Annotated in this window: 17 protein-coding genes and 1 riboswitch; of the genes, 8 read left to right on the top strand and 9 right to left on the bottom strand. The window is 71.3% G+C overall.

Annotated features, from left to right (window positions below):
* Positions 1 to 71 precede the first annotated feature (71 nt).
* Together ACIP8W_RS20995 and ACIP8W_RS20990 are read right to left on the bottom strand one after the other, a co-directional pair.
* Entirely contained in the window at positions 72 to 1,256 is a 1,185-nt protein-coding gene (locus tag ACIP8W_RS20995; RefSeq protein ID WP_401956073.1) for an AAA family ATPase, read from the bottom strand.
* Positions 1,257 to 1,385: 129 nt separating this feature from the next.
* A complete protein-coding gene (locus tag ACIP8W_RS20990; protein ID WP_401956072.1) occupies positions 1,386 to 1,817 on the bottom strand; it encodes an MmpS family transport accessory protein in 432 nt (143 codons plus the stop codon).
* A 133-nt stretch (positions 1,818 to 1,950) separates the two neighbouring features.
* Between ACIP8W_RS20990 and ACIP8W_RS20985 the strand changes: the two genes are divergently transcribed.
* Together ACIP8W_RS20985 and ACIP8W_RS20980 are read left to right on the top strand one after the other, a co-directional pair.
* Positions 1,951 to 3,288 (top strand): SWIM zinc finger family protein, encoded by a 1,338-nt coding sequence (locus tag ACIP8W_RS20985; RefSeq protein WP_402204103.1) that lies wholly within the window; start codon positions 1,951 to 1,953, stop codon positions 3,286 to 3,288.
* A 79-nt stretch (positions 3,289 to 3,367) separates the two neighbouring features.
* Positions 3,368 to 5,059 (top strand): DUF5691 domain-containing protein, encoded by a 1,692-nt coding sequence (locus ACIP8W_RS20980; protein ID WP_402204159.1) that lies wholly within the window; start codon positions 3,368 to 3,370, stop codon positions 5,057 to 5,059.
* Between the two features lie 15 nt (positions 5,060 to 5,074).
* On the opposite strand, the gene ACIP8W_RS20975 is transcribed toward ACIP8W_RS20980, so the two are convergent.
* A complete protein-coding gene (locus ACIP8W_RS20975; protein WP_402204101.1) occupies positions 5,075 to 5,488 on the bottom strand; it encodes a cobalamin B12-binding domain-containing protein in 414 nt (137 codons plus the stop codon).
* A gap of 343 nt (positions 5,489 to 5,831) precedes the next feature.
* Between ACIP8W_RS20975 and ACIP8W_RS20970 the strand changes: the two genes are divergently transcribed.
* Together ACIP8W_RS20970 and ACIP8W_RS20965 are read left to right on the top strand one after the other, a co-directional pair.
* Entirely contained in the window at positions 5,832 to 6,851 is a 1,020-nt protein-coding gene (locus ACIP8W_RS20970) for an esterase/lipase family protein (RefSeq protein ID WP_401956069.1), read from the top strand.
* Between the two features lie 235 nt (positions 6,852 to 7,086).
* Positions 7,087 to 8,721, top strand: a complete 1,635-nt coding sequence (locus ACIP8W_RS20965) for a M23 family metallopeptidase (protein ID WP_402204099.1) — start codon at positions 7,087 to 7,089, stop codon at positions 8,719 to 8,721.
* Between the two features lie 144 nt (positions 8,722 to 8,865).
* On the opposite strand, the gene pcrA is transcribed toward ACIP8W_RS20965, so the two are convergent.
* On the bottom strand, positions 8,866 to 11,421 hold the full coding sequence (gene pcrA, locus ACIP8W_RS20960) for a DNA helicase PcrA (RefSeq protein ID WP_401956067.1): 2,556 nt from the start codon (positions 11,419 to 11,421) through the stop codon (positions 8,866 to 8,868).
* 360 nt (positions 11,422 to 11,781) lie between these two features.
* A riboswitch (cyclic di-AMP (ydaO/yuaA leader) is annotated at positions 11,782 to 11,954 on the top strand.
* Positions 11,955 to 11,961: 7 nt separating this feature from the next.
* On the opposite strand from pcrA, the gene ACIP8W_RS20955 reads away from it, so the two are divergent.
* A complete protein-coding gene (locus tag ACIP8W_RS20955) occupies positions 11,962 to 13,401 on the top strand; it encodes a C40 family peptidase (protein WP_402204097.1) in 1,440 nt (479 codons plus the stop codon).
* Between the two features lie 147 nt (positions 13,402 to 13,548).
* Here the strand turns inward: ACIP8W_RS20955 and ACIP8W_RS20950 are convergent, their stop codons facing one another.
* Complete coding sequence (locus tag ACIP8W_RS20950; RefSeq protein ID WP_401956065.1) at positions 13,549 to 13,902, bottom strand: hypothetical protein; 354 nt, start codon at positions 13,900 to 13,902, stop codon at positions 13,549 to 13,551.
* 263 nt (positions 13,903 to 14,165) lie between these two features.
* Here ACIP8W_RS20950 and ACIP8W_RS20945 point away from each other — a divergent pair, with 263 nt between their 5' ends.
* Both ACIP8W_RS20945 and ACIP8W_RS20940 read left to right on the top strand, forming a co-directional pair.
* Positions 14,166 to 15,224 carry an NlpC/P60 family protein gene (locus ACIP8W_RS20945; protein ID WP_402153425.1) on the top strand — a complete coding sequence of 353 codons (1,059 nt, stop codon included), beginning with the start codon at positions 14,166 to 14,168 and terminating at the stop codon, positions 15,222 to 15,224.
* A 153-nt stretch (positions 15,225 to 15,377) separates the two neighbouring features.
* Positions 15,378 to 15,824 (top strand): hypothetical protein, encoded by a 447-nt coding sequence (locus ACIP8W_RS20940; protein ID WP_402204095.1) that lies wholly within the window; start codon positions 15,378 to 15,380, stop codon positions 15,822 to 15,824.
* Between the two features lie 11 nt (positions 15,825 to 15,835).
* Here the strand turns inward: ACIP8W_RS20940 and ACIP8W_RS20935 are convergent, their stop codons facing one another.
* Both ACIP8W_RS20935 and ACIP8W_RS20930 read right to left on the bottom strand, forming a co-directional pair.
* Positions 15,836 to 16,558 carry a LuxR C-terminal-related transcriptional regulator gene (locus ACIP8W_RS20935; protein ID WP_401956062.1) on the bottom strand — a complete coding sequence of 241 codons (723 nt, stop codon included), beginning with the start codon at positions 16,556 to 16,558 and terminating at the stop codon, positions 15,836 to 15,838.
* A gap of 233 nt (positions 16,559 to 16,791) precedes the next feature.
* Positions 16,792 to 18,090, bottom strand: coding sequence for a PspC domain-containing protein (locus ACIP8W_RS20930; protein WP_401956061.1), 1,299 nt, complete (start codon positions 18,088 to 18,090; stop codon positions 16,792 to 16,794).
* Positions 18,091 to 18,248: 158 nt separating this feature from the next.
* On the opposite strand from ACIP8W_RS20930, the gene ACIP8W_RS20925 reads away from it, so the two are divergent.
* A complete protein-coding gene (locus ACIP8W_RS20925) occupies positions 18,249 to 19,622 on the top strand; it encodes a PspC domain-containing protein (RefSeq protein WP_402204093.1) in 1,374 nt (457 codons plus the stop codon).
* Between the two features lie 156 nt (positions 19,623 to 19,778).
* On the opposite strand, the gene ACIP8W_RS20920 is transcribed toward ACIP8W_RS20925, so the two are convergent.
* Together ACIP8W_RS20920 and ACIP8W_RS20915 are read right to left on the bottom strand one after the other, a co-directional pair.
* Positions 19,779 to 20,309, bottom strand: a complete 531-nt coding sequence (locus tag ACIP8W_RS20920) for a DoxX family protein (RefSeq protein WP_401956059.1) — start codon at positions 20,307 to 20,309, stop codon at positions 19,779 to 19,781.
* Between the two features lie 154 nt (positions 20,310 to 20,463).
* Complete coding sequence (locus tag ACIP8W_RS20915) at positions 20,464 to 21,759, bottom strand: hypothetical protein (RefSeq protein ID WP_401956058.1); 1,296 nt, start codon at positions 21,757 to 21,759, stop codon at positions 20,464 to 20,466.
* Positions 21,760 to 21,970 lie beyond the last annotated feature (211 nt).

The following is a 21,970-nucleotide window of genomic DNA, read 5'->3' as shown; positions in this document are numbered from 1 at the left end:
GCCCCGGGGCAGTCCGGCGCCCCCCGGGGCTGCGGCGCGCTGTCCGGCGGTGCGCGGCGCGCGTGTCGTGGTCACGCGCTCACCTCGCGGCAGGCCCGGTAGAAGTCCTTCCAGCCGTCGCGCTCCCGGACCACCGTCTCCACGTACTCCTGCCAGACCACCCGGTCGGCCGCCGGGTCGCGGACGACCGCGCCGAGGATGCCCGCCGCCACATCGTCCGGCCGCAGGACCCCGTCGCCGAAGTGGGCGGCGAGTGCGAGGCCGTTGGTGACGACCGAGATGGCCTCGGCCGTGGAGAGCGTCCCCGAGGGGGACTTGATCTTCGTACGGCCGTCGGTCGTGACGCCGTCGCGCAGTTCGCGGAAGACCGTGACGACACGGCGGATCTCGTCGCTGCCCTCGGGCCCGGTCGGCAGGTCGAGCGAGCGCCCCATCTGGCCGACGCGCCGGGCGACGATGTCGACCTCGGCCTCCGGTGTGGCGGGCAGCGGCAGGACGACGGTGTTGAAGCGGCGGCGCAGCGCGCTGGAGAGGTCGTTGACCCCCCGGTCGCGGTCGTTGGCCGTGGCGATGAGGTTGAAGCCGCGTACGGCCTGGACCTCCTGTCCCAGCTCGGGGACCGGCAGCGTCTTCTCGGACAGGATCGTGATGAGCGAGTCCTGCACATCGGCGGGGATACGGGTCAGCTCCTCGACCCGCGCGGTCAGCCCTTCGGACATGGCCCGCATCACCGGACCGGGCACGAGGGCCTCGCGGCTGGGGCCGTGGGCGAGCAGGCGCGCGTAGTTCCACCCGTAGCGGATCGCCTCCTCCGGCGTACCCGCCGTGCCCTGCACGAGGAGGGTCGAGTCACCGCTGACGGCCGCCGCGAGATGCTCGGAGACCCAGGTCTTGGCGGTGCCCGGCACGCCGAGGAGCAGCAGCGCCCGGTCGGTGGCGAGCGTGGTGACGGCGACTTCGACGATCCGTCGCGGCCCCACGTACTTCGGCGTGATCACGGTCCCGTCGGGGAGCGTGCCGCCGAGGAGATAGGTGGCCACGGCCCAGGGCGACAGCCGCCAACGGACGGGCCGCGGGCGGTCGTCGGCCGCCGCCAGCGCCTTCAGCTCGCCGGCGAACGCGTCCTCGGCGTGCGGACGCAGCACCTCGGCGGTGTCGGCGGGGTCAGCGGGGTCGGTCCCGGCGGTTTCGGTGCCTACGGCCGCCGTGGCGATTTCGGGCCGGGTGTTTTCGGGTCGGGTTTTGGGCGCGGTCATGGATCCCCCTCCAGATCGTTCGACCTGATGTGGATCCCACCGTGCACCACGCCACTGACAATCGACCGTGTCCACAGGTCAGCGACGTGATGCCGGTGTTGGCGCCGAAGCCGGTGCCGTGCCCGGGAGTTACTCGACGATCGGGGAGATCGCGATGCAGCCGCCCACCGCCGCCTTCTCGGTGTCGGACTCCTCCTTGATGACCTTGCCCTTGTAGATCACCTTGCAGGTGACCTCGGCTCCGCTGGGGTCCAGGGCGACCGGGATCACGGCGGGCGGCATGATGCCGCGCAGCGTGACCGTCTTCGTCCACGGCAGGGTGGGCTTCTCGACCGTTTCGAGGGTCGGGTTCGTGGCGCTCCCCTTCCCGTTGTGGAACTCGATCGTGTCGATGTTCTTGCCCGTGACCTCGTAAGTGACCTCGTACGGCTCGTTGACCGCCTTGTCGACCTCGTCGGTGACGGCCTTGTCGATCTCGTCGGCCATGGAGCAGGCGCTCAGCCCCAGCGCGAGGCCGGTGACGGCGATGGCGGTGACGGCTGCGCGGACAGTGCGGTTCATCGGCGGTTCCCCCGGAATGGTGGTATGAAAAGCTGACACACGGTAGCAAAGAAGAGGCAAAGCGGCATAGTTCAAAACCTGACGGAATGGCAGGTCAGGGCGATTGTCAGTGGTGGGTTCTAACGTCGTACCCATGAATCAGACGGGGGTGCGCTGGACGACGGATCAGGTGCTGGCTCTGGCTCCTGACGCCGCGTCACGCACGGCGGGGACCAAGCTGGGCGTGGCCGGGCCGTGGTCGGAGACGGGCGCGGGCTCGGCGGGCGCCGTGTGGGGGCTGTGCAGAGGCAGCGGCAGCACGCCGTATCGGACGGTGGTGGACACCACGGGCCCTGCCTCCACGTGCAGTTGCCCGAGCCGGAAGTTCCCGTGCAAGCACGCGCTGGGGCTGCTGCTGCTCTGGGCGGCGGACCGCCGGGCCGTGGCCCAGGCCGAGGAGGTGCCGGACTGGGCCGGGACATGGCTCGCGGGACGCCGCGAGCGCGCGGCGGGCCGGGCCGGGGAGGCCGCGGCGCCCGCGGATCCGGCCGCCGCCGGACGCAGGGCGGAGCGCCGGGCCGAGCGGATCACCGCGGGGGCCGTGGAGCTGGAGCAGCGGCTGACGGATCTGCTGCGCGGCGGGCTGGCCTCGGCGGAGCAGCCGGGGTACGGAATGTGGGAGGAGACGGCGGCGCGCATGATCGACGCACAGGCGCCGGGGCTGGCGGGCAGGGTGCGGGAGCTGGGCGCGATCCCGGGATCGGGCCCCGGCTGGCCGGTGCGACTGCTGGAGGAGTCCGCGCTCCTGCATCTGCTCAACGCGGCGTGGCTGGGCCGCGACCGGCTGCCCGAGCCGCTGGCGGCGACGGTCCGCACCCGGGTCGGTCTCCCGTCGTCCGCCGGGGGCACGCCGGTGCGGGACCACTGGATGGTGCTGGCCCAGGACGACTCCTGGGACGGCAGGCTCGTCACGCGCAGGATCAGGTTGTACGGGCGGGACTCGGGGCGTTCCGCGCTGGTGCTCTCCTTCGGCGCGGCCGGCCGGTCGCCGCAGTTGGGGCTGCCGGTGGGACTGATGGTCGAGGCCGAGGTGATACCGCACACGGGCGCGGGGCAGTTGCGGGCCGACTGGGGTGCGCAGTTCGGCGTGCCGAGCCCGATCGAGGAGCCGCCGCCCGGCGGGTCCACGCGCGCGGCGATCGAGGCGTACGGCTCCGCGCTGGGAACCGATCCCTGGCTGGAGTCGGTGCCGGTGACGCTTCGCGATGTCATACCCCTGCCCGTGATGGGCGGTGACTGGCAGCTGGCCGACGCGGACGGCGGATCGGCGCTGCCCGTCGCGCCCGCCGCCCTGTCGCGCCCCGGGCTGTGGAAGTTGGCGGCGCTCTCCGGCGGCGGGCCGGTCACGGTGTTCGGCGAATGCGGCCATCGCGGCTTCCATCCGCTCACGGCCTGGTCGCCGGAGATCCCGGGGACGGTCCCGCTCACCTGACCCGGTGGCCCGATCCACTCGCCCTCCCCGTTGTTTTCCCGAGGATCCGATGCCTGTGATTGTCCGTACGGAGGACCCGATGACCACCGCCGCCGCCAGCACCACCGGCACCACCGCCGGTACGACCCGCCCGGCCGGCCCCTGGGAAGAGTTCGTCACCTCGGCACTGCTCGGCACCGACCGCCGCACCCCACCGGCGGACGCCCTGACCGCCCTCGACGGCCTCTCCGCCACCGCGTCCCCCGGCAAGGACGCGCCCGTGGCCCTGTTGGACGCCGCCGCGCTCCACACCGTACGGCGCAGGGCCGGGCTGCTTCCGGCGCGCGCCGTCGAGCCGCCCGAGGCCGCGCCGTACGACGGCCGGGCGCCGCTGCCCGAGCGGGCGGGCGGGCGGCTCGTACAGCTGCTGGCCGGCCGTTCGGCGTCCTCGGGCGGGAGCGGCGGGCGGCGCGGCTCCGCGCCCGACCTCACCGAGCTGCTCCCGCAGTGGCTCGCCGCCGCCAATGAGCACGGGTACCGCCCACCGGCGACCGTGCTCCCCGCGCTGCTGAACGCGGCCCGCGCGCGCACCGACCTGCGGCCACCGGCCCTGCGGTTCGCCGGACCGCGCGGGCTCTGGCTGGCCGGGCTCAACCCCGAGTGGAAGTTCGCCCTGCGCGGCGCGTCCGGCGGCCGCGCCCTGCCCGGCGCGCAGGACCCCGCGGCGGTCCGGCGGCTCTGGGAGGAGGGCCTGTTCGCGGAGCGGGTCGCCCTGCTCTCCGCCGTGCGGGCCCGGGACGCGGAAGCGGCGCGGGCGCTACTGGCCTCGACATGGGCGACCGAGCGCGCCGAGGACCGGCTGATGTTCGTCGACTCCCTGCGGACCGGGCTGTCCCCGTCGGACGAACCCTTCCTGGAGCAGGTCCTGTCGGACCGTAGCCGCAATGTCCGCGTGACCGCCGCCGAGCTGCTCTCCGCGCTGCCGGGCTCGGCGTTCGCGGGCCGGATGGCCGCCCGTGCGGCCACCTGCGTGAGCATGGACCGGACGGGTGGTGGGCAGGTCGTCGTGGTCGAGGCGCCGCACGAATGCGACGCGGACATGCAGCACGACGGAGTGATCCCGGTCCCGCCCCCAGGCCGGGGCGAACGGTCCTGGTGGCTGGGGCAGTTGGTGGAAGCCGCCCCGCTGGACATCTGGCCCGGCAGGCTGGGCGGCCGCACTCCGGAGGAGATCGTCGCGCTGCCCGTCCTGGACGACTGGGCGGACGAACTCCACGCCGCCTGGTGCCGGGCCGCGGTCCGGCAGGGGGACGCCTGCTGGTCCGCCGCCCTCCTCGGCCCGCCGTCCGCGCCCCCGGCCGCCGGCCCCGGCACCCCGTCGCTCGCCGAGCGGGCGAAGCTCCTGGCCACGCTGGAGCCCGCCGAACGGGCCGGGTGGGTCGCCGAGTTCATATCCGACCACGGCCTGTCGGAGGCGTTCCAGCTGCTCGGCGTCTGTGCGGTGCCCTGGGCGCGGCCGCTCGGTCGCGCGGTGGTGGACGCCCTGGACACCGCGAGGGACGCGGGCAGCTATCCCTGGAGTTTCAGCGGGGTCATGGGCCTCGCCGAACGCTGCCTGGACCCCTCGGAGGCTGCCCGGCTGGAACTCCTCACGGCCACCCCCGAGGATCCGGAGGACGCCTCACCCGGCGCGGGCGGCTACTGGTCGGAGGCGTTCCGGCGGCTGGTCTCCACCCTGCGGCTGCGCGCCGCCATGCTGGCGGAGCTGGCGGAACACCCGGACAGGGCCTGACGGCACGACGCTCCGTCAGGCATCCGCGGAGTGGCGGACATTGGCGTTGACCCAGGTGACGATCGCCGTCGTGGTCGCCCCCGGGGTGAAGATCTCCGCCACGCCCAGCTCCTTCAGCGGAGCGATGTCCGCCTCCGGGATGATCCCGCCGCCGAACACCTTGATGTCCGCCGCGTCCCGCTCCTTCAGCAGCTCGATCACCTTGGCGAAGAGCGTGTTGTGGGCTCCCGAGAGGATGGACAGACCGATCGCGTCGGCATCCTCCTGGATCGCGGTGTCCACGATCTGCTCGGGCGTCTGGTGAAGCCCCGTATAGATGACTTCCATACCGGCGTCGCGGAGCGCCCGCGCGATCACCTTGGCCCCGCGATCGTGGCCGTCCAGCCCCGGCTTGGCCACCACCACACGGATCGGACCTGTCACACCCATCACTGCCTCCACATACCCGACTGCGCCACCGCCGGCGCGGGTCCCCGCGCCCCGGGTCCCCTCCGGGTCCGGCCCCCGCACTTCGGCCCCGATCCCCGGGAGGTGAACGAACGTTATCCTCCGCAGCATCCCGCAACCAGCCGTTTCACGACGGCAGGCGAGGGGGAAATCACACGTGGGACATATTCGCTCCACGTCGTTCCGTCATCACCCGGCACCCCCGGTCCCGGGCGGGGACGACCGCGAGGGGAGCCGCGGCGAGGAGCCGCCACGCGCGCGGCGCCCCACAAGAGAGCGCACGGGGGCGGAGCCGCCTCCCGTGTGCCGCTTCGGAGGTCTGCCCATGAAGATCTCGCCGCTCTCCGTCACCCTGCCGTTCCCCCCACTCCCGCACCTCCCGCAGTCGCTGCTGCGCCAGGTGAACCGCGTACGCCGCACCTCGCTCCCCGGAACAACGTTCCCCCGGACCGCACTCCCCGGGACCACGCCCTCCCCGACCGCACCCTCCGGAGCGGCGCTCTCCGAAACGGCACCCTCCCAAACCCCCCTCCCCGGAACCGTGCTCCGCGCGGCCGCGCTCGATCTGGTGGTCCTCACCGGCCATCTCCTCCTCTACCCGACGGGCATCCCCCAGGAGCGCCCCATCCCCTCGCTCCCGCCGGAGGCCGAGCGGCTTCCCACCGAGGGCCGCGCCCAGCCCCCGGTCGCCCTGCTGCACGGCTTCGCCGACAACCGCTCGGTCTTCGTCCTGTTGCGCCGCTCCCTCTCCCGGCACGGCCGACGCCCCCTCATATCCCTCAACTACTCACCGCTGACCTGCGACATCCGTACGGCCGCCGAGCTGCTCGGCCGCCATATCGAGGAGGTCCGCGCCCGCACCGGCCACCGCCGGGTCGATGTCGTCGGGCACAGCCTCGGCGGTCTGATCGCGCGTTACTACGTACAGCGCCTGGGCGGCGACACGCGGATACGCGTCCTGGTCACCCTCGGCACGCCCCACGGCGGCACAACCGCCGTCCCGCTCGCGGGTGTCCATCCGGTCGTACGGCAGATGCGCCCCGGGTCGGCCGTGATCGAGGAGTTACGGCTGCCCGCGCCCGGCTGCCGTACCCGGTTCGTCAGCTTCTGGAGCGATGTCGACCAGCTGATGGCGCCGGTCGGGACGGCCCGGATCGACCACCCCGACCTGTCCGTGGAGAACGTACGGGTCAGCGGCGTCGGCCACCTCGCCCTGCCGGTCCACCCGGGGGTCATGGCCGGCGTCCTGCGCGCTCTGGAGTCCGACGTGCCGTCGGCGGCCGAGGAGGCCGATGGGGAGACCATCGCCCGGAGGTCCGCCGACGGATCCGTATCCGTCGCGTGACCTCGACGCCACCCCTTTTCTCGAACAACCTTCGAACGTAAGGCCAAAGCTGCGTCCGCAGACCGCCGAAACACGGCCGAATGCCCGTTTCCGCAGGGCCCGGAAACCTCAGAAGATTGTCGCCGTCGCATACCGCCGGGTACAGTCGCGCCACTGCTTTCCCCTCTGGGACCCTCTCCGCTCAGGACCGGATCCCGGACACCCTGGTTCTGCTGCCGAGGCGAGAGAGAAGTTGGTGAACGACCAGCACGCCCACGCCGGGTACGCCGCACATGACGGCTACCAGAACGGCAGCTTCGAGACGGATCCCCTCTTCGGCGGCATCCCGGACGGCCAGGCCGGCCCGGATGCCCATGCCGGATACGAGAGCCCGCAGGCCCACGCCGGGTCGTACGACTCCGGCCAGTGGGGCACCGGCGCCCATCAGACGGTCGGCTACGACACATACGGCACCCCGCAGTACGACACCAGCGGTACATGGGCCGCCGTCACCGCCGACTCCGCCGCCGCCCCGGCCGACGTCGCGGGCCAGTGGGACTCGGGCGCCTGGCCAGTGGCGGATCAGCCGAACGGCGCAGGCGGGGCAGAGCAGTTCGACAACTCTCCGTTCTCCAGTGGCGAGTTCGGCTACGACGCGGCGGGCACGGCCACCGGCCAGACCGCCACCGTTGCCGACACCTTCGACCCGGGACAGTTCAGCCCCGAGCAGTTCAACGCGGAGCAATTCAACCCGGAGCAATTCAACGCCGAGCGGTTCGGCCCCGAACAGCTCAGCTCCGAACCGCTCAAGACCGAGCCCCTCGAATACGAGGCCACCGCCCAGTGGACCGTGACCTCGTTCGACTCCGGTGCGTACGACACCACCGCCTGGAACTCCGCCGGGGCGACCCAGGATCCGCAGGACACCGTCCTCGTCGAAGCCGTCGCACCGGACCAGTACCACCCCGGATCCTCGTACGAGACCGCCACCGAGAGCGAGCGCGAGCCCGACATCGCGGCAGACAACTTCCCCGGTCCCGAGTCGCTGCACATGGCGGCGACCATGACCGTACCGACCATCGATGTCACCCCCCGCACCACCGGCCGGACCGGCGGCAATGGGAGCGGTGGCCGAGGCCGTCGCCGTACCCCCGCCAAGCGCTCCGCGCTCCTCACCGTCGCCGTCCCCTCCGCCTGTGTCATGGGCGTCGCGGGCATCGCCGCCGCCTCCGTCGGCGGGCTCGGCGCGCTGAGCGGCGAGGACACCAAGGACGACAAGATCACGACGGCTTCGGCGCCCGACGAGAAACCCGCCGTGGCCGTGGCCGCCGCCGCCAACGAGAAGCTGAATTCCCAGCTCGCCACCCTCAGCGAGGGCGCCCGCGACTTCGGCGACCGCGCCAGCCGCACACAGGAGCGCATCGACCTCCAGGCCCGGCAGGAAGCAGACCGGAAGAAGCGCTTGGCGGAGGCCATCCGCAAGGAGGCGGAGCGCCCCAAGTTCGCGCTCCCCGTCTCGCAGCACGGGCTCAGCGCGTACTACGGCCAGGCCGGCGTCAACTGGATGTCCATGCACACCGGGATCGATTTCCCCGTGTCGTACGGCACGCCCGTGATGGCCGCGACCGACGGCACCGTACGGACGCAGTACAACAGCGCGTACGGCAACATGGCCATCGTGACCTCCCCCGACGGCACCGAGACCTGGTACTGCCATCTCAGCAGCACCAAGATCCGCTCCGGTACGGTCAAGGCCGGGGACGTCATCGCCTACTCGGGGAACTCCGGCAACTCCACCGGACCGCACCTGCACTTCGAGGTACGGCCGGGCGGCGGCTCCGCCATAGACCCGTTGCAGTGGCTGCGCACCCACACGCTCGACCCGACGTAACGCCACCCGGGCATCAAGCTCGACCCGACGTGAAGAAGCGAGCGGACCGGGGCTGCTCCACAAGGAGGAAGCCCCGGTCCGCTCGCTTCTGTTCCGCTCTGTTCCGCTCTGTCCTTCGATAGCCCTACAGGCTCCCGAAGGCTCCTACAGCTTCTCGACCGGCGCGTAGCGCAGCAGCAGCCGCTTGGGCTTGGTGTCCCCGAAGTCGACCGTCGCCTGCGCGTCCGCGCCCGCGCCCGTCACCTCGACGACCGTGCCGAGGCCGAACTGGTCGTGCGTCACCCGGTCCCCGGCCGCCAGCGAGATCACCGGCTTGTCCCCCGCCGTACGCCGGGTGGCGAAGCCCGAGGCGCCGCCCGCCCTCGACCGCGAGGCGGACGAGGAGAGCGAGGACGTGATCCCCGACGTCGGACCCGCCGGGATCTGCGCACCGGTCCGCTTCCACTCCAGGTGCTGTACCGGAATCTCCTCGAGGAACCGCGACGGCGGGTTGTACGCAGGCTGTCCCCAGGCGCTGCGCATCGACGCCCGCGTCAGATAGAGCCGTTCACGGGCGCGCGTGATGCCGACGTACGCGAGCCGCCGCTCCTCCTCCAGCTCCTTCGTCTGGCCGAGGGAACGCATGTGCGGGAAGACGCCGTCCTCCATGCCCGACAGGAACACCACCGGGAACTCAAGGCCCTTGGCCGTGTGCAGCGTCATCAGCGTGATGACCCCGGAGCCGTCCTCGTCCTCGTCGGGGATCTGGTCCGAGTCGGCGACGAGCGCCACCTTCTCCAGGAACTCCGCCAGGGTGGGCGTGGCCGTGGCAGCGGCGTCACCGGCGTCCGTACCGTCGTCCCCCGTGCCCGCCGCACTCGCTCCGCCCGAAGCACCCGCCGCCTGGCTGCGCTCCTGCTCGAACTCCAGCGCCACCGCCGCGAGTTCCTGGAGGTTCTCGATACGGGTCTCGTCCTGCGGGTCGGTCGAAGCCTGCAACTCCGCCAGATACCCCGTCCGCTCCAGCACCGCTTCCAGGACCGTCGCCGGGCCCGCGCCCGACTCCACGACCGTGCGCAGCTCCTCCATCAGCGTGTTGAAACGCTTGACCGCGTTCGTCGAGCGCGCCGCCATGCCGTACGCCTCGTCCACCCGCCGCAGCGCCTGCGGGAAGGTGATCCTCTCCCGCAGCGCGAGGGCGTCGATCATGGCCTCGGCACGGTCCCCGATGCCACGCTTGGGCACATTGAGGATCCGGCGCAGCGGTACGTTGTCCTCCGGATTGGCCAGGACCCGCAGATAGGCCAGCACATCGCGGACCTCCTTGCGCTCGTAGAAGCGCACTCCGCCGACGACCTTGTACGGCAGGCCGACCCGGATGAAGATCTCCTCGAAGACCCGGGACTGCGCGTTCGTACGGTAGAAGACGGCGATGTCGCCCGCCTTCACCTCGCCCGCGTCCGTCAGCCGGTCGATCTCCTCGGCGACGAACTGCGCCTCGTCGTGCTCCGTGTCCGCTACGTAGCCGGTGATCTGGGCGCCCGCGCCGGCCTTCGTCCACAGATTCTTCGGGCGGCGGCTCTCGTTCCGCTCGATGACCGCGTTGGCCGCGCTGAGGATCGTCTGGGTGGAGCGGTAGTTCTGCTCCAGGAGGATCGTCGTCGCGTCGGGGTAGTCCTCCTCGAACTGGAGGATGTTACGAATAGTGGCGCCCCGGAAGGCGTAGATCGACTGGTCGGCGTCCCCCACCACGCACAGCTCCGCCGGGGCCCTGTCCCCGCCCGAGGGGCCCACCAGCTCGCGTACCAGGGTGTACTGGGCGTGGTTGGTGTCCTGGTACTCGTCCACCAGGACATGGCGGAAGCGCAGCCGGTAGTGCTCGGCGACATCGGGGAACGCCTGGAGCAGATGGACGGTGGTCATGATGATGTCGTCGAAGTCCAGCGCGTTGGCCTCGCGCAGCCGCGACTGGTACATCCGGTACGCCTCGGCGAGCATCTTCTCGAACCCTCCCCCAGAGCCTTCGGCCTGGGAGGTGCCCCCAGCCACCTGACCGGCGTAGGTCTCCTCGTCGATCAGCTCATTCTTCAGATTCGAGATCTTGGCGCTGAAGGATTTCGGCGGATAACGCTTCGGGTCGAGATCGAGATCGCGGCAGACCAGGGCCATCAGCCGCTTGGAGTCGGCGGCGTCGTAGATCGAGAACGACGAGGTGAATCCGAGCTTCTTCGACTCGCGCCGCAGGATCCGTACACAGGCGCTGTGGAAGGTCAGCACCCACATGGCGTTGGCACGCGGGCCGACAAGCTGGCTGACGCGCTCCTTCATCTCACCGGCGGCCTTGTTGGTGAAGGTGATCGCCAGTATCTGGCCGGGGTGGACAGTGCGGGTCCCCAGCAGATGCGCGATCCGGTGGGTCAGGACACGGGTCTTGCCCGACCCGGCCCCCGCCACGATGAGCAGCGGCGATCCGGTGTGCACGACGGCGGCGCGCTGCTCGTCGTTCAGCCCTTCGAGCAGCGCGGCGGGGTCCACGACCGTACGCGGAGCACCGTCCCGGTGGTACGGATCACGCGCCGGGGGCAGGTCGAAGGCGCCCTGGAAGAGGTCGTCGGGCACCTGCTCCGGGGCATGGCCGTCCGGGTCCTCGGGCGGCGGCGGGTGTTCGTCGCCGGAGGGCTGGAGGTCCGCCAGGAAACTGTCGTCAAAGAGGCTGCTCATCGCTTCCCGAGTCTAGGCGGCCCCACTGACAACCCGCGCCCGCCTTCGAAAGTCCTCGCGGGATTCCGGACGCCCGGATCTTCACAGGCTCCGGTTTCCACGATCTCCACGGGACCCGGCACTCGCTCTTTCACGGATTCCGGCGTTCGATCACCGCGCACCCCCGCCCCTCATGCACAGCGACCATGGAACCACGGAGCGTGACGCTATACCCCTCATTACTCGACCCTGCACCCGACTCCCGCAAATGGTCACGAAAATGTTTCGGGCATATCGACCATCCACCTTCACATCAGCGGCACAATTTGGCTAGCGTGCTCGAACAGGCAGCCCGTTCCCACAACGGCGACCCACGCCACGCGGGCAGCCACGCCGAATTCGGCTTTCCACAGGGAAGTCCGAAACCGGGGACCCACTCTGCACGACGGGGTGAATCGGGCCGTACGTCGCCGTACGTTCAAGGCCCGTAGGGCAGCCTTCCGTTCCGCCCGAACCCGACAGCTAACCCGGTAGGCGGTCCAACGGAAGGAGATGCCGGCCTTGGCGTCGCATCGCAAGTCGCGCAACCGTAGCGAAGTAACCAACTCCCCCGCCGTCGGGTTCCCGACGGCTGCCCTCGCCTCGGTCACGCTGCTGTCGACGCAGGGCGCGGAAGCCGCGCCCGCCGTATCGAATCCGTCCATCGAAGAGGTACAGAAGAAAGTCAACGACCTGTACCGCCAGGCCGGGAGCGGAACTTCCCAGCTCAGCAAGGCGAAAGAGATCACGGCGGAGCAGAAGCGGGCCGCCGAACAGATACGCGGCAATGCGCCCAAGGGCGCGGGCAAGGTGAGCGAGCAGCGGCGTAGGCCCCCGTCGTACGCCGAACAGGTCGAGGCGATGGAACGGTTGACGGAGCGACGGCAGGAGGCCGTCTCCGCGATCCCGCCCCAGCCGCAGTCGCCGCCCCGGCCCATGTCCCCACCGCCGGCCGCGCCTTCGCTCCAGGTCCCGCCGCCTGCCGCGCCTTCGCTCCAGGTCCCGCCGTCGTCCCCGCCGATGCCACAGACCCCGCCGCCGCCCTCGCTCCGGGCGCCGCAGGCCGCCGTGGCACCGGAGCGGCCCGCCGAGAACACCGAAGTCCCGGCCGACCCCCAGAATTCACTGCGGGTCAGCAAGGAAACCGTTCAGAAGAAGCTCACCACCGCGCGCGCCCTGCTGTCGAAGCTGACGGCGGAGGAACGGACGCGGGTGGCCACGCTGGAGCTCAAGAAGGAAGCCGAACGCCGCCGGGCCAAGGCCGAGGCCGAGGCGGCCGGACGCGAAGGACAGCCGCCCCAGCTCCCGCCCCCGCCGCTGTCGACCGACACCAGTACGGGCATCAACATCAGCGCCATCAGGAGCACCGGCACGATGCCGGTCGTGGGCGCGGGTACGGGCGTCGGCCCGGCGGTGGCCGCCCCCACGCTCCCGGCCCCGGCCGTGGCGGCGCCGGTAGCGCCTCCGGTAGGCCCTCCGGTAGCGGCTGCCCCGGCTCCCGCCCCGGTCGTACCTGCGGTTCCGGTTCCGGTTTCACCCTCGGCGCCGGCCGCCGCTCCGGTGGCGGCCCCTCTCGCGGGTGCCACCGCCGAGTGCCCCGCCGACGCCTACGCCGCCAAGGCCGCCAGGGTCATCGCGTTCGCGGCCGGCCAGATCGGCAAGCCGTACGTCTGGGGCGCCTCGGGCCCCAGCTCGTACGACTGCTCGGGCCTCACCCAGGTCGCCTGGCGCGAGGTCGGTGTGCAGCTGCCGCGCTCCACCTGGGAACAGGCGAAAGCCGGCGCGCACATCGCGACGGACGATCTTCTCCCCGGCGATCTGGTGTTCTTCTACGACGATGTCAGCCACGTCGGCATCTATATCGGTGACGGCATGATGATCCACGCGCCGAAGCCCGGATCGAACGTCCGCGAGGAGTCGATCTACTACATGCCGATCTACGGCAGCGTCCGCCCGGCCTGACAGAAACAGGCCTGACAGAAGAGGCCCGACAGAAGAGGCCCGGCGGAAACCTGGCAGAAAACAGGTCGGCCGAGAAACAGGCCGGGCAAGAAGCAGGAAGGCCCCCGATGTCACGGAGCATCGGGGGCCGCTGATTTGAGCGGTGGCTCAGGTCCAGAGCGTGGCGATGAAGATATTGACCACCGTCAGACCACCCACCGCGCCGAACAGCGGCTTCGGGAGCACCTCGTCGTCCCGCTTCACATAGACCAGGCCGAGGATCACGACCAGGATCGCCAGCTTGACACCGATCTTGATGCTGTTGACCGCCTGGCCGTCGGCCTGATTGAGGCCCACCAGAGCCATTCCCGTGATCAGCATCGTCAGCGCGCCGTGCAGCATCGCCGGGCTGAAGCGGGCCGTTCCCGCGCTCATCGACTTCATCTGGGTCAGAAAACCGCCGAGCAGCGAGGCTATGCCGATGATGTGAAGAGCAACGAAGACATTGATGAGTACGTCCATGATTCGGAGCCTAACCGTGGGTATTTCGCCGTTCTTCGGTGAGGTCACCCTCAGTCTCCGTTTCGGTCCCGTCCAGCCGGAAGTCGCGCCTTTTCAAGATCAACTCGGTCGGGAAACGCCATGGAACCGCCACCTCCGACCAATACCCGTCAAGCCGATGCCAGGCCGTGACCTTGGGTCATAACGTCCTCCCAGGTGGCCGCCGTACCCGTACCACCTGTTCCCGCACGGACACCTGACGCACGAAGGACGTGGACCGCCCCGTGGCAGCGCACCGAAAACCCAAGCAGCGCCCGTTCACCGCCCGGACGGCCCGTACCGCCGCCACTCTCGCGCTCGCCGGGGCGGCGACCGCGACCGCCTCGGGCAGCGCCGTACACGCGGAGCCCGCGCTCACCGCCGCGCAGGTCAAGGCCAAGGTCGACAGGCTGTACGAGCAGGCGGAGGCCGTCACGGAGCGGTACAACGGAGCGAAGGTGAAGGCCGACCAGGCCCGCGCCTCGATCGCCGTGCTGCGGGACGAGGCCGCCCGTGGGACGGAGCGGCTCAACGCCTCGCGCGACGAACTCGGCTCGATCGCCGCCGCGCAGTACCGCTCCGGAGGGCTCGACCCTTCCGTACAGCTCGGTCTCAGCTCGGAGCCCGAGCACTTCCTGGAGGACGCGTCATTCGCCGAACGCGCCGGTACCCGCCAGGCAGCCGTGGTCACCGGGATCCACCGGGAGCTGTCGCGGATCGCGGGGCTGCGCACGCGCGCCGACCAGCGATTCGGGGATCTCAAGGCGCGGCAGGCCGAGCTGTCCCGGCACAAGTCGGCCATCCAGTCGAAGATCGGTTCCGCCCGCCGACTGCTGGACCGGCTCACCGCCGAGCAGCGCGCCCAGTACGACCAGCAGGGCCGGGACGACCAGCGGGGACAGGCATCGGACCGGGCGCCGGAGGCGCAGTCGGCGGGCGCTGTCCGGGCACCCAACGCCCGTGCGGCGGCCGCTGTCGCCTTCGCCTACGGCGCGATCGGCAAACCGTACGTCTGGGGCTCGACCGGGCCCGGTTCCTTCGACTGCTCGGGGCTGACCCAGGCCGCCTGGCGCTCCGCCGGAGTGTCCCTCCCGCGTACCACCTACACCCAGATCAATGCCGGGCAGCGCGTCAGCCGGGACCAGCTCGCCCCTGGTGACCTGGTGTTCTTCTTCTCCGGTATCAGCCATGTCGGAATGTATGTCGGCGGCGGGCAGATGATCCACGCGCCTCGGCCGGGTACGGCGGTGCGGCTCGCCCCGATCGACCAGATGCCGTTCGCGGGGGCCACGCGCCCCGTGTAGCCCCTTCCCCGAGGCGGTCCATGCCCCGGCGACCCATGTGGACGTGCCGGGGTGCCCCGGCCCCGCCCCCGGGCCACGATGAGCATCATCGCAGCGTCGGCCCGAGGGATGCCGGTCCCCAGGGCCCCAGGGGGACAGGCCAGGAGGGAAACCGTGGGACGAGTGACCGCCACCGCTGTCCGCACGGCGGCTCTCGCCATGGGTTCGTTCTTCGTCCTGGCGCCTGTGGGCGTCACACCCAAGGGCTGCGGCGACCTGTCCGGCGGCCGTCTCTGCGTCGAGGGCCCGGTCGGCGGATCGGGCACCTTCACCACCCGGTACGTCCGGAAGGCGGGCGGCGCCGATATCCCCGTACGCCTCGGCTATCAGCGCAGGGACGCGCGCATCACCGCGTTCCCCGGGTGGTTCGGCACGGAGCGGACCCGGCAGGGCCGCGCCGAACTCGCGGGCGCGATCGATACCGAGCCGGGCGAGTGCATCCGGGGTGTGCTGGACGGGACGGGCTGTACGTCACCCGCTGGCACTGCTCATAGGACGGCTCATGGCTGCTCATGGCTGTTCATGGCCCTGCTCATGACGCTCGGACCGGCCTCGCTCTGACCGGCCCTCGCTCAGACCAGCCTGCGCGCGGTCGCCCAGCGGGTCAGCTCGTGCCGGTTGGACAGCTGGAGCTTCCGCAGGACCGCGGAGACATGCGATTCGACGGTTTTCACCGAGATGAAGAGCTGCTTGGCGATCTCCTTGTACGCGTACCCCCGCGCGATCAGCCGCAGCACCTCGCGCTCCCGCTGGGTGAGCCGGTCCAGGTCCTCGTCCACCGGCGGAGCGTCCGTCGACGCGAAGGCGTCCAGGACGAACCCGGCGAGCCGGGGCGAGAAGACCGCGTCGCCCTCCTGCACCCGGAAGATGGAGTCGACCAGATCGGTGCCGGTGATCGTCTTGGTGACATAGCCGCGCGCACCGCCCCTGATCACGCCGATGACGTCCTCGGCGGCGTCCGAGACCGACAGCGCAAGGAAGCGCACCGCGTTCTCCGCCGTGCCCATCAGGGGCGCGCAGCGGCGCAGCACCTCGACGCCGCCACCGCCCGGCAAATGGACATCGAGCAGCACGACCTCGGGGCGGGTCGCGGTGATGACGGTGACCGCCTGATCGACGTCGGCGGCCTCGCCGACGACCTCCACGCCCGTCTGTTCGGTGCGGCCGATCTCGGCCTGCACTCCGGTACGGAACATACGGTGGTCGTCGACCAGCACCACCCGTACGCGGCGGCCGTCCCCGGCCGGGGACCCGCCCTCCGCAGGAGTGCCTTCGGCCTGTACGCCCTCGGTCATGGTCTCTGCCCCTCGCCCTCGTCGCTCCGCCGCCCGCGCGGCATTCGTACCGTACGGTCCCCGGTCGTCCGGCCGACAGCCGGCGGCCGGACGCGGTCCGCGTGAGCCGGCCTGTCCCATCCGCCCCGGCGCATTCATGTCTCAACCGCCCGGACTGACGACAGGCGCCGTCAGCCTGTCCGCTCAACCCACCGTTCAATCCGCCGTTCGATCCGTCCGTTCAGTCCGCCCGTTCAGTCCGCCCGTTCCATCTCCAGCTCGACTTCGGTGCCGCCGCCGGGCACCGAGCGCAGCCGGGCCGTCCCGCCGTTGCGCTGCATGCGTCCGATGATCGACTCCCGGACGCCCATCCGGTCGTCCGGCACGGAGTCCAGGTCGAACCCGGGCCCCCGGTCCCGTACCGAGAGGAAGACCGTACGGCCGTCCACCTCGGCGAATACCTGGACCGCGCCGCCCTCGCCACCGTACTTGGCGGCGTTGACCATCGCCTCGCGCGCGGCCTGCATCTGGGCGGCCAGCTTCTCGTCGAGCGGGCAGTCGCCGACGACGACCACCTCGATCGGCACTCCGTGGTAGTCCTCGACATCGGCTGCCGTCCGCTTGACCGCCTCGGCGAGGGTGCTGGGCTCCTCGTCCTCGTCCTTGCCCGTGCCCTCCGGTCTGTACAGCCAGGCGCGCAGCTCCCGTTCCTGGGCGCGGGCGAGCCGACGGACCTCGCCCGGCTCGTCGGCGTTGCGCTGGATGAGGGTGAGGGTGTGCAGCACGGAGTCATGGACATGGGCGGCTACCTCGGCGCGCTCCTGCGCGCGGATGCGCATCAGCCGCTCCTCGGAGAGATCCTGGGTCATCCGGACCAGCCAGGGCCCGGCGAGCAGCCCGACCCCGGCGACCACGGCGATCGCGCCGGTCAGTACGTTGCCGAACTGGGCCGCGGAGCCGCGCACCACCATGAAGACGGCCAGGCCGAGGCCGACCAGAGCGACACCGGCGACGCCGCGCGCGAGCTGGAGCGTCCGGCGGTGGCTGCCGACCTCGGTCCAGCGGGCGCGGCGCGCGTTGTCCGCCTGACGCCAGACCAGGACCACGCCCGCGCCGATCAGCAGTGCCGGCCAGATGTAGCGGTCCGCCTCACTACGGCCGAGGCTGACGTTGCCGATAAAGACACCGGCCCCGATCACCAGCGCCACCAGCGCGAAGACCTGGCCCCGGTCGGGCTTGCGGAGGCGGCGTCTGCCGTCGGGGCTGGTCTCGAAGACGGAGCGCGGCTCGGCGGCCGTACCGCCGACACCGAGCGGGACGACGATCCAGAAAACCGCGTAGAGCAGCGCGCCGAGGCCCTGGGCGAGGAGCAGCCCGAGGAAGACCAGCCGCACCCAGACGACCGGCAGCCCGAGATGTCCCGCGAGCCCCCGCGCGACCCCGCCGACAAGCCTGCCGTCCGCGCTGCGGTACAGCTTGCGTGTCGGCGGCTCCTCCGGCACAGGGGCACGGGAGGAGCCGGTCGCGGAGGCGCGGGGCGGGGCTGCTGGCATGTCATCGATGGTCACACGGTAGAGCGGCTCGGGGCATCAGGGTCGGACCCCTGACGCGACCCTGATCCCGTCCCCGGTGGTTCCCAGGGGTCAATATCAGGGGCAGACCGGGGTCGATACGGCTGGAGCCGGGGCGGTCCCACCGTCACCATGGACATATGACCCAGCCGCCGCCTCAGCAGCCTCCCGCGCCGCCCGCAGCGCCGCCCCCGGCGCCGGGCTCCGCGTCGCCGCCGCCTCCGCCGCCCTCCGCCACCCCCTCGCCCGAGCCCCCGCGGCTGCGCCGCAGCCCGCGCCAGAAGGTGTTCGCGGGCGTGTGCGGCGGGCTCGGGCGGTACTGCGACGTGGATCCGGTGATCTTCCGGATCGTGATCGGGGTGCTGACGGTGACAGGCGGGATAGGACTGATCTTCTACGGCTTCGCCTGGCTGCTGATCCCGCTCGACGGCCAGGAGGAGAACGAGGGCCGCAAGCTGCTGTCGGGCCGGGTGGACGGCGCCTCGCTGATCGCCGTGCTGTTCGCGCTGATCGGCTGTGGTCTGTTCCTGTCGATGCTGGACAACGGCGGGATGCTCGGCTTCGCGGCGATGCTGTCGATCGCCGTCGCGGGCGCGGCCGTCTGGTCACAGCGCCGCCGGGTGGTCCCGTCGGACGGCGTGCCGCTCGATCCCTCGACGGCGCAGGCCGTCGCGGAGGCCCCTCCGGAGACCAAGGCTCCGCCGCCGGCCGGTACCCCGTCGTGGTGGCGCGACCCCATCGTGAAGGACGGGCGGACGGGGCCGAGCAGTCCGGGTCCGGCCGGTACGGACTATCTGTGGGGCCCCGACAGCCCTGTGACGGTCCACGCGCAGCCGTGGCGGTGGCACACGGGCGCCACTCCCCTGCGGTCGCCCCGGCTCCGTGTTTCACGCGGGATAGCCGGCCGGGTCTTTCTGCTGGCCCTGCTGGCGGCCGGTCTGGGGACGGGGCTGTCCTGGGACCATCAGCCACTGGGTACGAGCCTGGAGATCGGGCTGGCCGCCGCGCTCGTGGTGTTCGGTCTCGGTCTCGCGCTCAGCAGCCTGCTGGGCCGGACCGGTCTGGGGACGGTCCTGCTGACGCTGATCACGGCGGGCCTGCTCACCGGGGCCGCCACCGTCCCGAAGGATGTCACCACGGAGTGGCACCGGCAGACATGGGCGGCTTCCTCGGCGGCCGATGTGAAGCCCCGGTACGAGCTGCGGGCGGGTACGGCGGTCCTGGATCTGAGCGGGTTGACGGTCCCCAAGGGCCGGACGGTGCACGCGTTCGCGGAGGTGGGCGCCGGAAAGCTCAAGGTCGTGCTGCCGAAGGGGATGATGGTGACAACGGAGGCCCATGTCGGGTTCGGGGAGATCCGCTTCCCCGATCAGTCGACGAGCGAGGTGAATATCTCCCCGGACCGCACGCGTATGAGCACCATATCGCCGGTCGGCGCGGACAGGACGGGCGAGCTGGAGCTGAAGCTGGAGGTCGGCCTCGGCCAGGTGGAGGTGGCCAATGCCGCGTCATGACTTCAAGCCGGGCCGGCTGATCCTGGGCCTGACCGCGTTGGCCTCCGCCGTGCCCTATCTGGGCGAAGCGGCGGGCGCCTGGCACGCGCCGTGGTTCACGGCGGTCGTGGTGATGGCCTGTGGGCTGTTCCTGGCGTCCGCCGTGACCTTGACGTACTACCTCGTACGGCGCCGCCGACCGGACAGGAACGCGTCCAGCGAGAGCACCGGGGCCCCGGCGAGCACGAAGGGCAGCCAGGCCATGAGATAGGGGAGGTCGTTGCCGTAGTAGTACGGGGTGCTCTGCCAGCTCACCGTCAGCCATAGGCTCAGGGAGATCAGGACGCCGCCGGTCGCGGCGATCCGGGTGAACACCCCGAAGAGGACGCCGAGGCCCACGGCGAGCTCTCCGAAGGCCATGGCGTATCCGAACCCGGCGGGGTTCTTGAGCGCCAGATCGACCAGCGCGGGTATGGCCGAGCTGCCCCGGACCCCACGCATCAGTTCGCCGACCGATCCGGTGCCGGTCGCCGCGAAGAAGCCGCCCTGGGTGAACTTGTCGATCCCGGCGTAGACGAAGGTGACGCCGAGGAAGATCCTCAGCGGGAGCAGCGCGTAGCGCGTGGCGTTCTCCCGCAGGCCGCCGCGGTCACCGCCGCCCTCGCCGACGCCCAGCCCATAGGTGTCCGTCCGGTAGCCAAATGACATCGCCGGTCCGCCTTTCACTGTTCTACGACACTACGGACGCCCAGTGAACCAGTCGATCAGCATTCTGGAACAAGACAGTGGACAACAGACAGGATCGGTAATCACACCAATCGGCTCAGTAATCGCGCCAATCCGCTCAGTCCATCGAATCCGCTCAGTCCATGACGTCGATGATGACGCGGTTGGTCTCCACTCCAGCCGCCGTCACCACCTGTACCTCCACGGATCCGGGCTCGACCTCCACCGGGACGGGCACGGTGAGGGTGGTGTCGGCCGGGTTGGCGAAGCCGCCGGGGACCGGCACCAGCGGTACGTGCACATGGACCGGGCCGATCCGGACCACCATCCGCGCCAGCCGGTCCGGGGTCCCCGCCCCGGGCGGGACGAATCCGACGCCGCGGATCTCGATGTCGTCGCCGGTACGGATGGGTGCGTCCAGATCGCCCGCCTCCCTGGCCCGTACCACCGACAGGACGACGGGCCGCCCGCCCTCCGCGTACTTCCCGGCGAAGTAGGTGGCGGCGGAGACGGCGACGAGCAGGGCGAGCGCCCAGGGCAGATCGGGCAGTTGCTCGGGCCGCCGGGCCAGCCGGACCGCGCAGAAGAGCGCGGCGGCGGCGTTCACCAGGACGTACTGCACATCGGTGAAGCTGCCGCGTCCGCCGTCGTCACAGAGCAGATCGGCCGGGCGGGGCCGTTCGGCCCGTACCTTCTGGAGCCGCTGGGAGAGCACCCGCACGGACACCACCCGGCGTGCGACCACGGCGACGGCGCTCACCACGGCCAGCACCGTCACCAGGGCGGCGCCCCTGGCCAGGCCGAGCCCGGCGATCAGTTCGTCGCGCCGGGCGGGCTCGGAGGCGCCCGCGAGCTGAAGGGCGAGGAAGAGCACGGAGAAGACGGCCAGGAGGATCCAGGCGGAGGCGACGGTCCGCGAGGTCGACAGCCGGTTGTCCTCACCGATCAGCGGTGCCAGCAGCCCGCCCCGGGCCCGGTGCAGCCAGGCGGCCGCGCTCAGCGCCCCGGCGGTCAGCGCGGCGGCGACCAGCCCGGCCGTCCGCGCGGCCGACCAGCCCGCCCCGATCGCGGTCCCCGTCTGGGCGAACGCGAGCACGACGACCCCGCTCCACAGCACCAGCAGCGTGTGGAACCGGACGGCGCGCAGCCACGCCTCGCCCGCCTCCCGGCTCCGCTCGGCCACCGCGCGCGCCGACTGGGTCAGTTCGTCGGACACCCACTGCCGGGTGGCCCCCGCCGAATGGGCCACGGCCCCGGGCAGCCCCTGCCCGGCGGCCAGTTCGTCCCGTTTCACCAGGAACGCGGACACCGCCCGCCGATGGCCCTCCCGCGCCCCGTGCGGACAGCCCCCGCACCTACAGCCACCGCCGTGTGCGCCCACTCCCGCCTCTTGCACCGCCACGCCGTCTGCCGCCTTCCCCGCCCCGCCCATGAACTGCCTTACAACACAGGGGAATTGTCCCGCACGAGGAGAGGCATAAGTGAAGTTTGCCCGGTGGGAGCGGGTGACAACATCGTTACGGTGTTGACCCTCCGCCCCCAGCGGCCGCATCAGCCACACGGGCGACGCCGCAGGCCCTACGCGCGACGCCGCCGCCCGAACAGATGGGCGACGGCGTCGGCGTTCACAGCGAAGGGCGGCC

The sequence above is a fragment of the Streptomyces sp. NPDC088554 genome, assembly GCF_044752945.1.
Lineage (GTDB): Bacteria > Actinomycetota > Actinomycetes > Streptomycetales > Streptomycetaceae > Streptomyces.
This window is presented reverse-complemented; position numbering and strand designations above follow the sequence as displayed.

What these genes read in the sequence shown, in the direction of transcription:
- ACIP8W_RS20995 (WP_401956073.1), bottom strand. Translation starts at nt 1,256, where the DNA reads ATGACCGCGCCCAAAACCCGACCCGAAAACACCCGGCCCGAAATCGCC.
- ACIP8W_RS20990 (WP_401956072.1), bottom strand. Translation starts at nt 1,817, where the DNA reads ATGAACCGCACTGTCCGCGCAGCCGTCACCGCCATCGCCGTCACCGGC.
- ACIP8W_RS20985 (WP_402204103.1), top strand. Translation starts at nt 1,951, where the DNA reads ATGAATCAGACGGGGGTGCGCTGGACGACGGATCAGGTGCTGGCTCTG.
- ACIP8W_RS20980 (WP_402204159.1), top strand. Translation starts at nt 3,368, where the DNA reads ATGACCACCGCCGCCGCCAGCACCACCGGCACCACCGCCGGTACGACC.
- ACIP8W_RS20975 (WP_402204101.1), bottom strand. Translation starts at nt 5,488, where the DNA reads ATGGGTGTGACAGGTCCGATCCGTGTGGTGGTGGCCAAGCCGGGGCTG.
- ACIP8W_RS20970 (WP_401956069.1), top strand. Translation starts at nt 5,832, where the DNA reads ATGAAGATCTCGCCGCTCTCCGTCACCCTGCCGTTCCCCCCACTCCCG.
- pcrA (WP_401956067.1), bottom strand. Translation starts at nt 11,421, where the DNA reads ATGAGCAGCCTCTTTGACGACAGTTTCCTGGCGGACCTCCAGCCCTCC.
- ACIP8W_RS20950 (WP_401956065.1), bottom strand. Translation starts at nt 13,902, where the DNA reads ATGGACGTACTCATCAATGTCTTCGTTGCTCTTCACATCATCGGCATA.
- ACIP8W_RS20935 (WP_401956062.1), bottom strand. Translation starts at nt 16,558, where the DNA reads ATGACCGAGGGCGTACAGGCCGAAGGCACTCCTGCGGAGGGCGGGTCC.
- ACIP8W_RS20930 (WP_401956061.1), bottom strand. Translation starts at nt 18,090, where the DNA reads ATGCCAGCAGCCCCGCCCCGCGCCTCCGCGACCGGCTCCTCCCGTGCC.
- ACIP8W_RS20925 (WP_402204093.1), top strand. Translation starts at nt 18,249, where the DNA reads ATGACCCAGCCGCCGCCTCAGCAGCCTCCCGCGCCGCCCGCAGCGCCG.
- ACIP8W_RS20920 (WP_401956059.1), bottom strand. Translation starts at nt 20,309, where the DNA reads ATGTCATTTGGCTACCGGACGGACACCTATGGGCTGGGCGTCGGCGAG.
- ACIP8W_RS20915 (WP_401956058.1), bottom strand. Translation starts at nt 21,759, where the DNA reads ATGGGCGGGGCGGGGAAGGCGGCAGACGGCGTGGCGGTGCAAGAGGCG.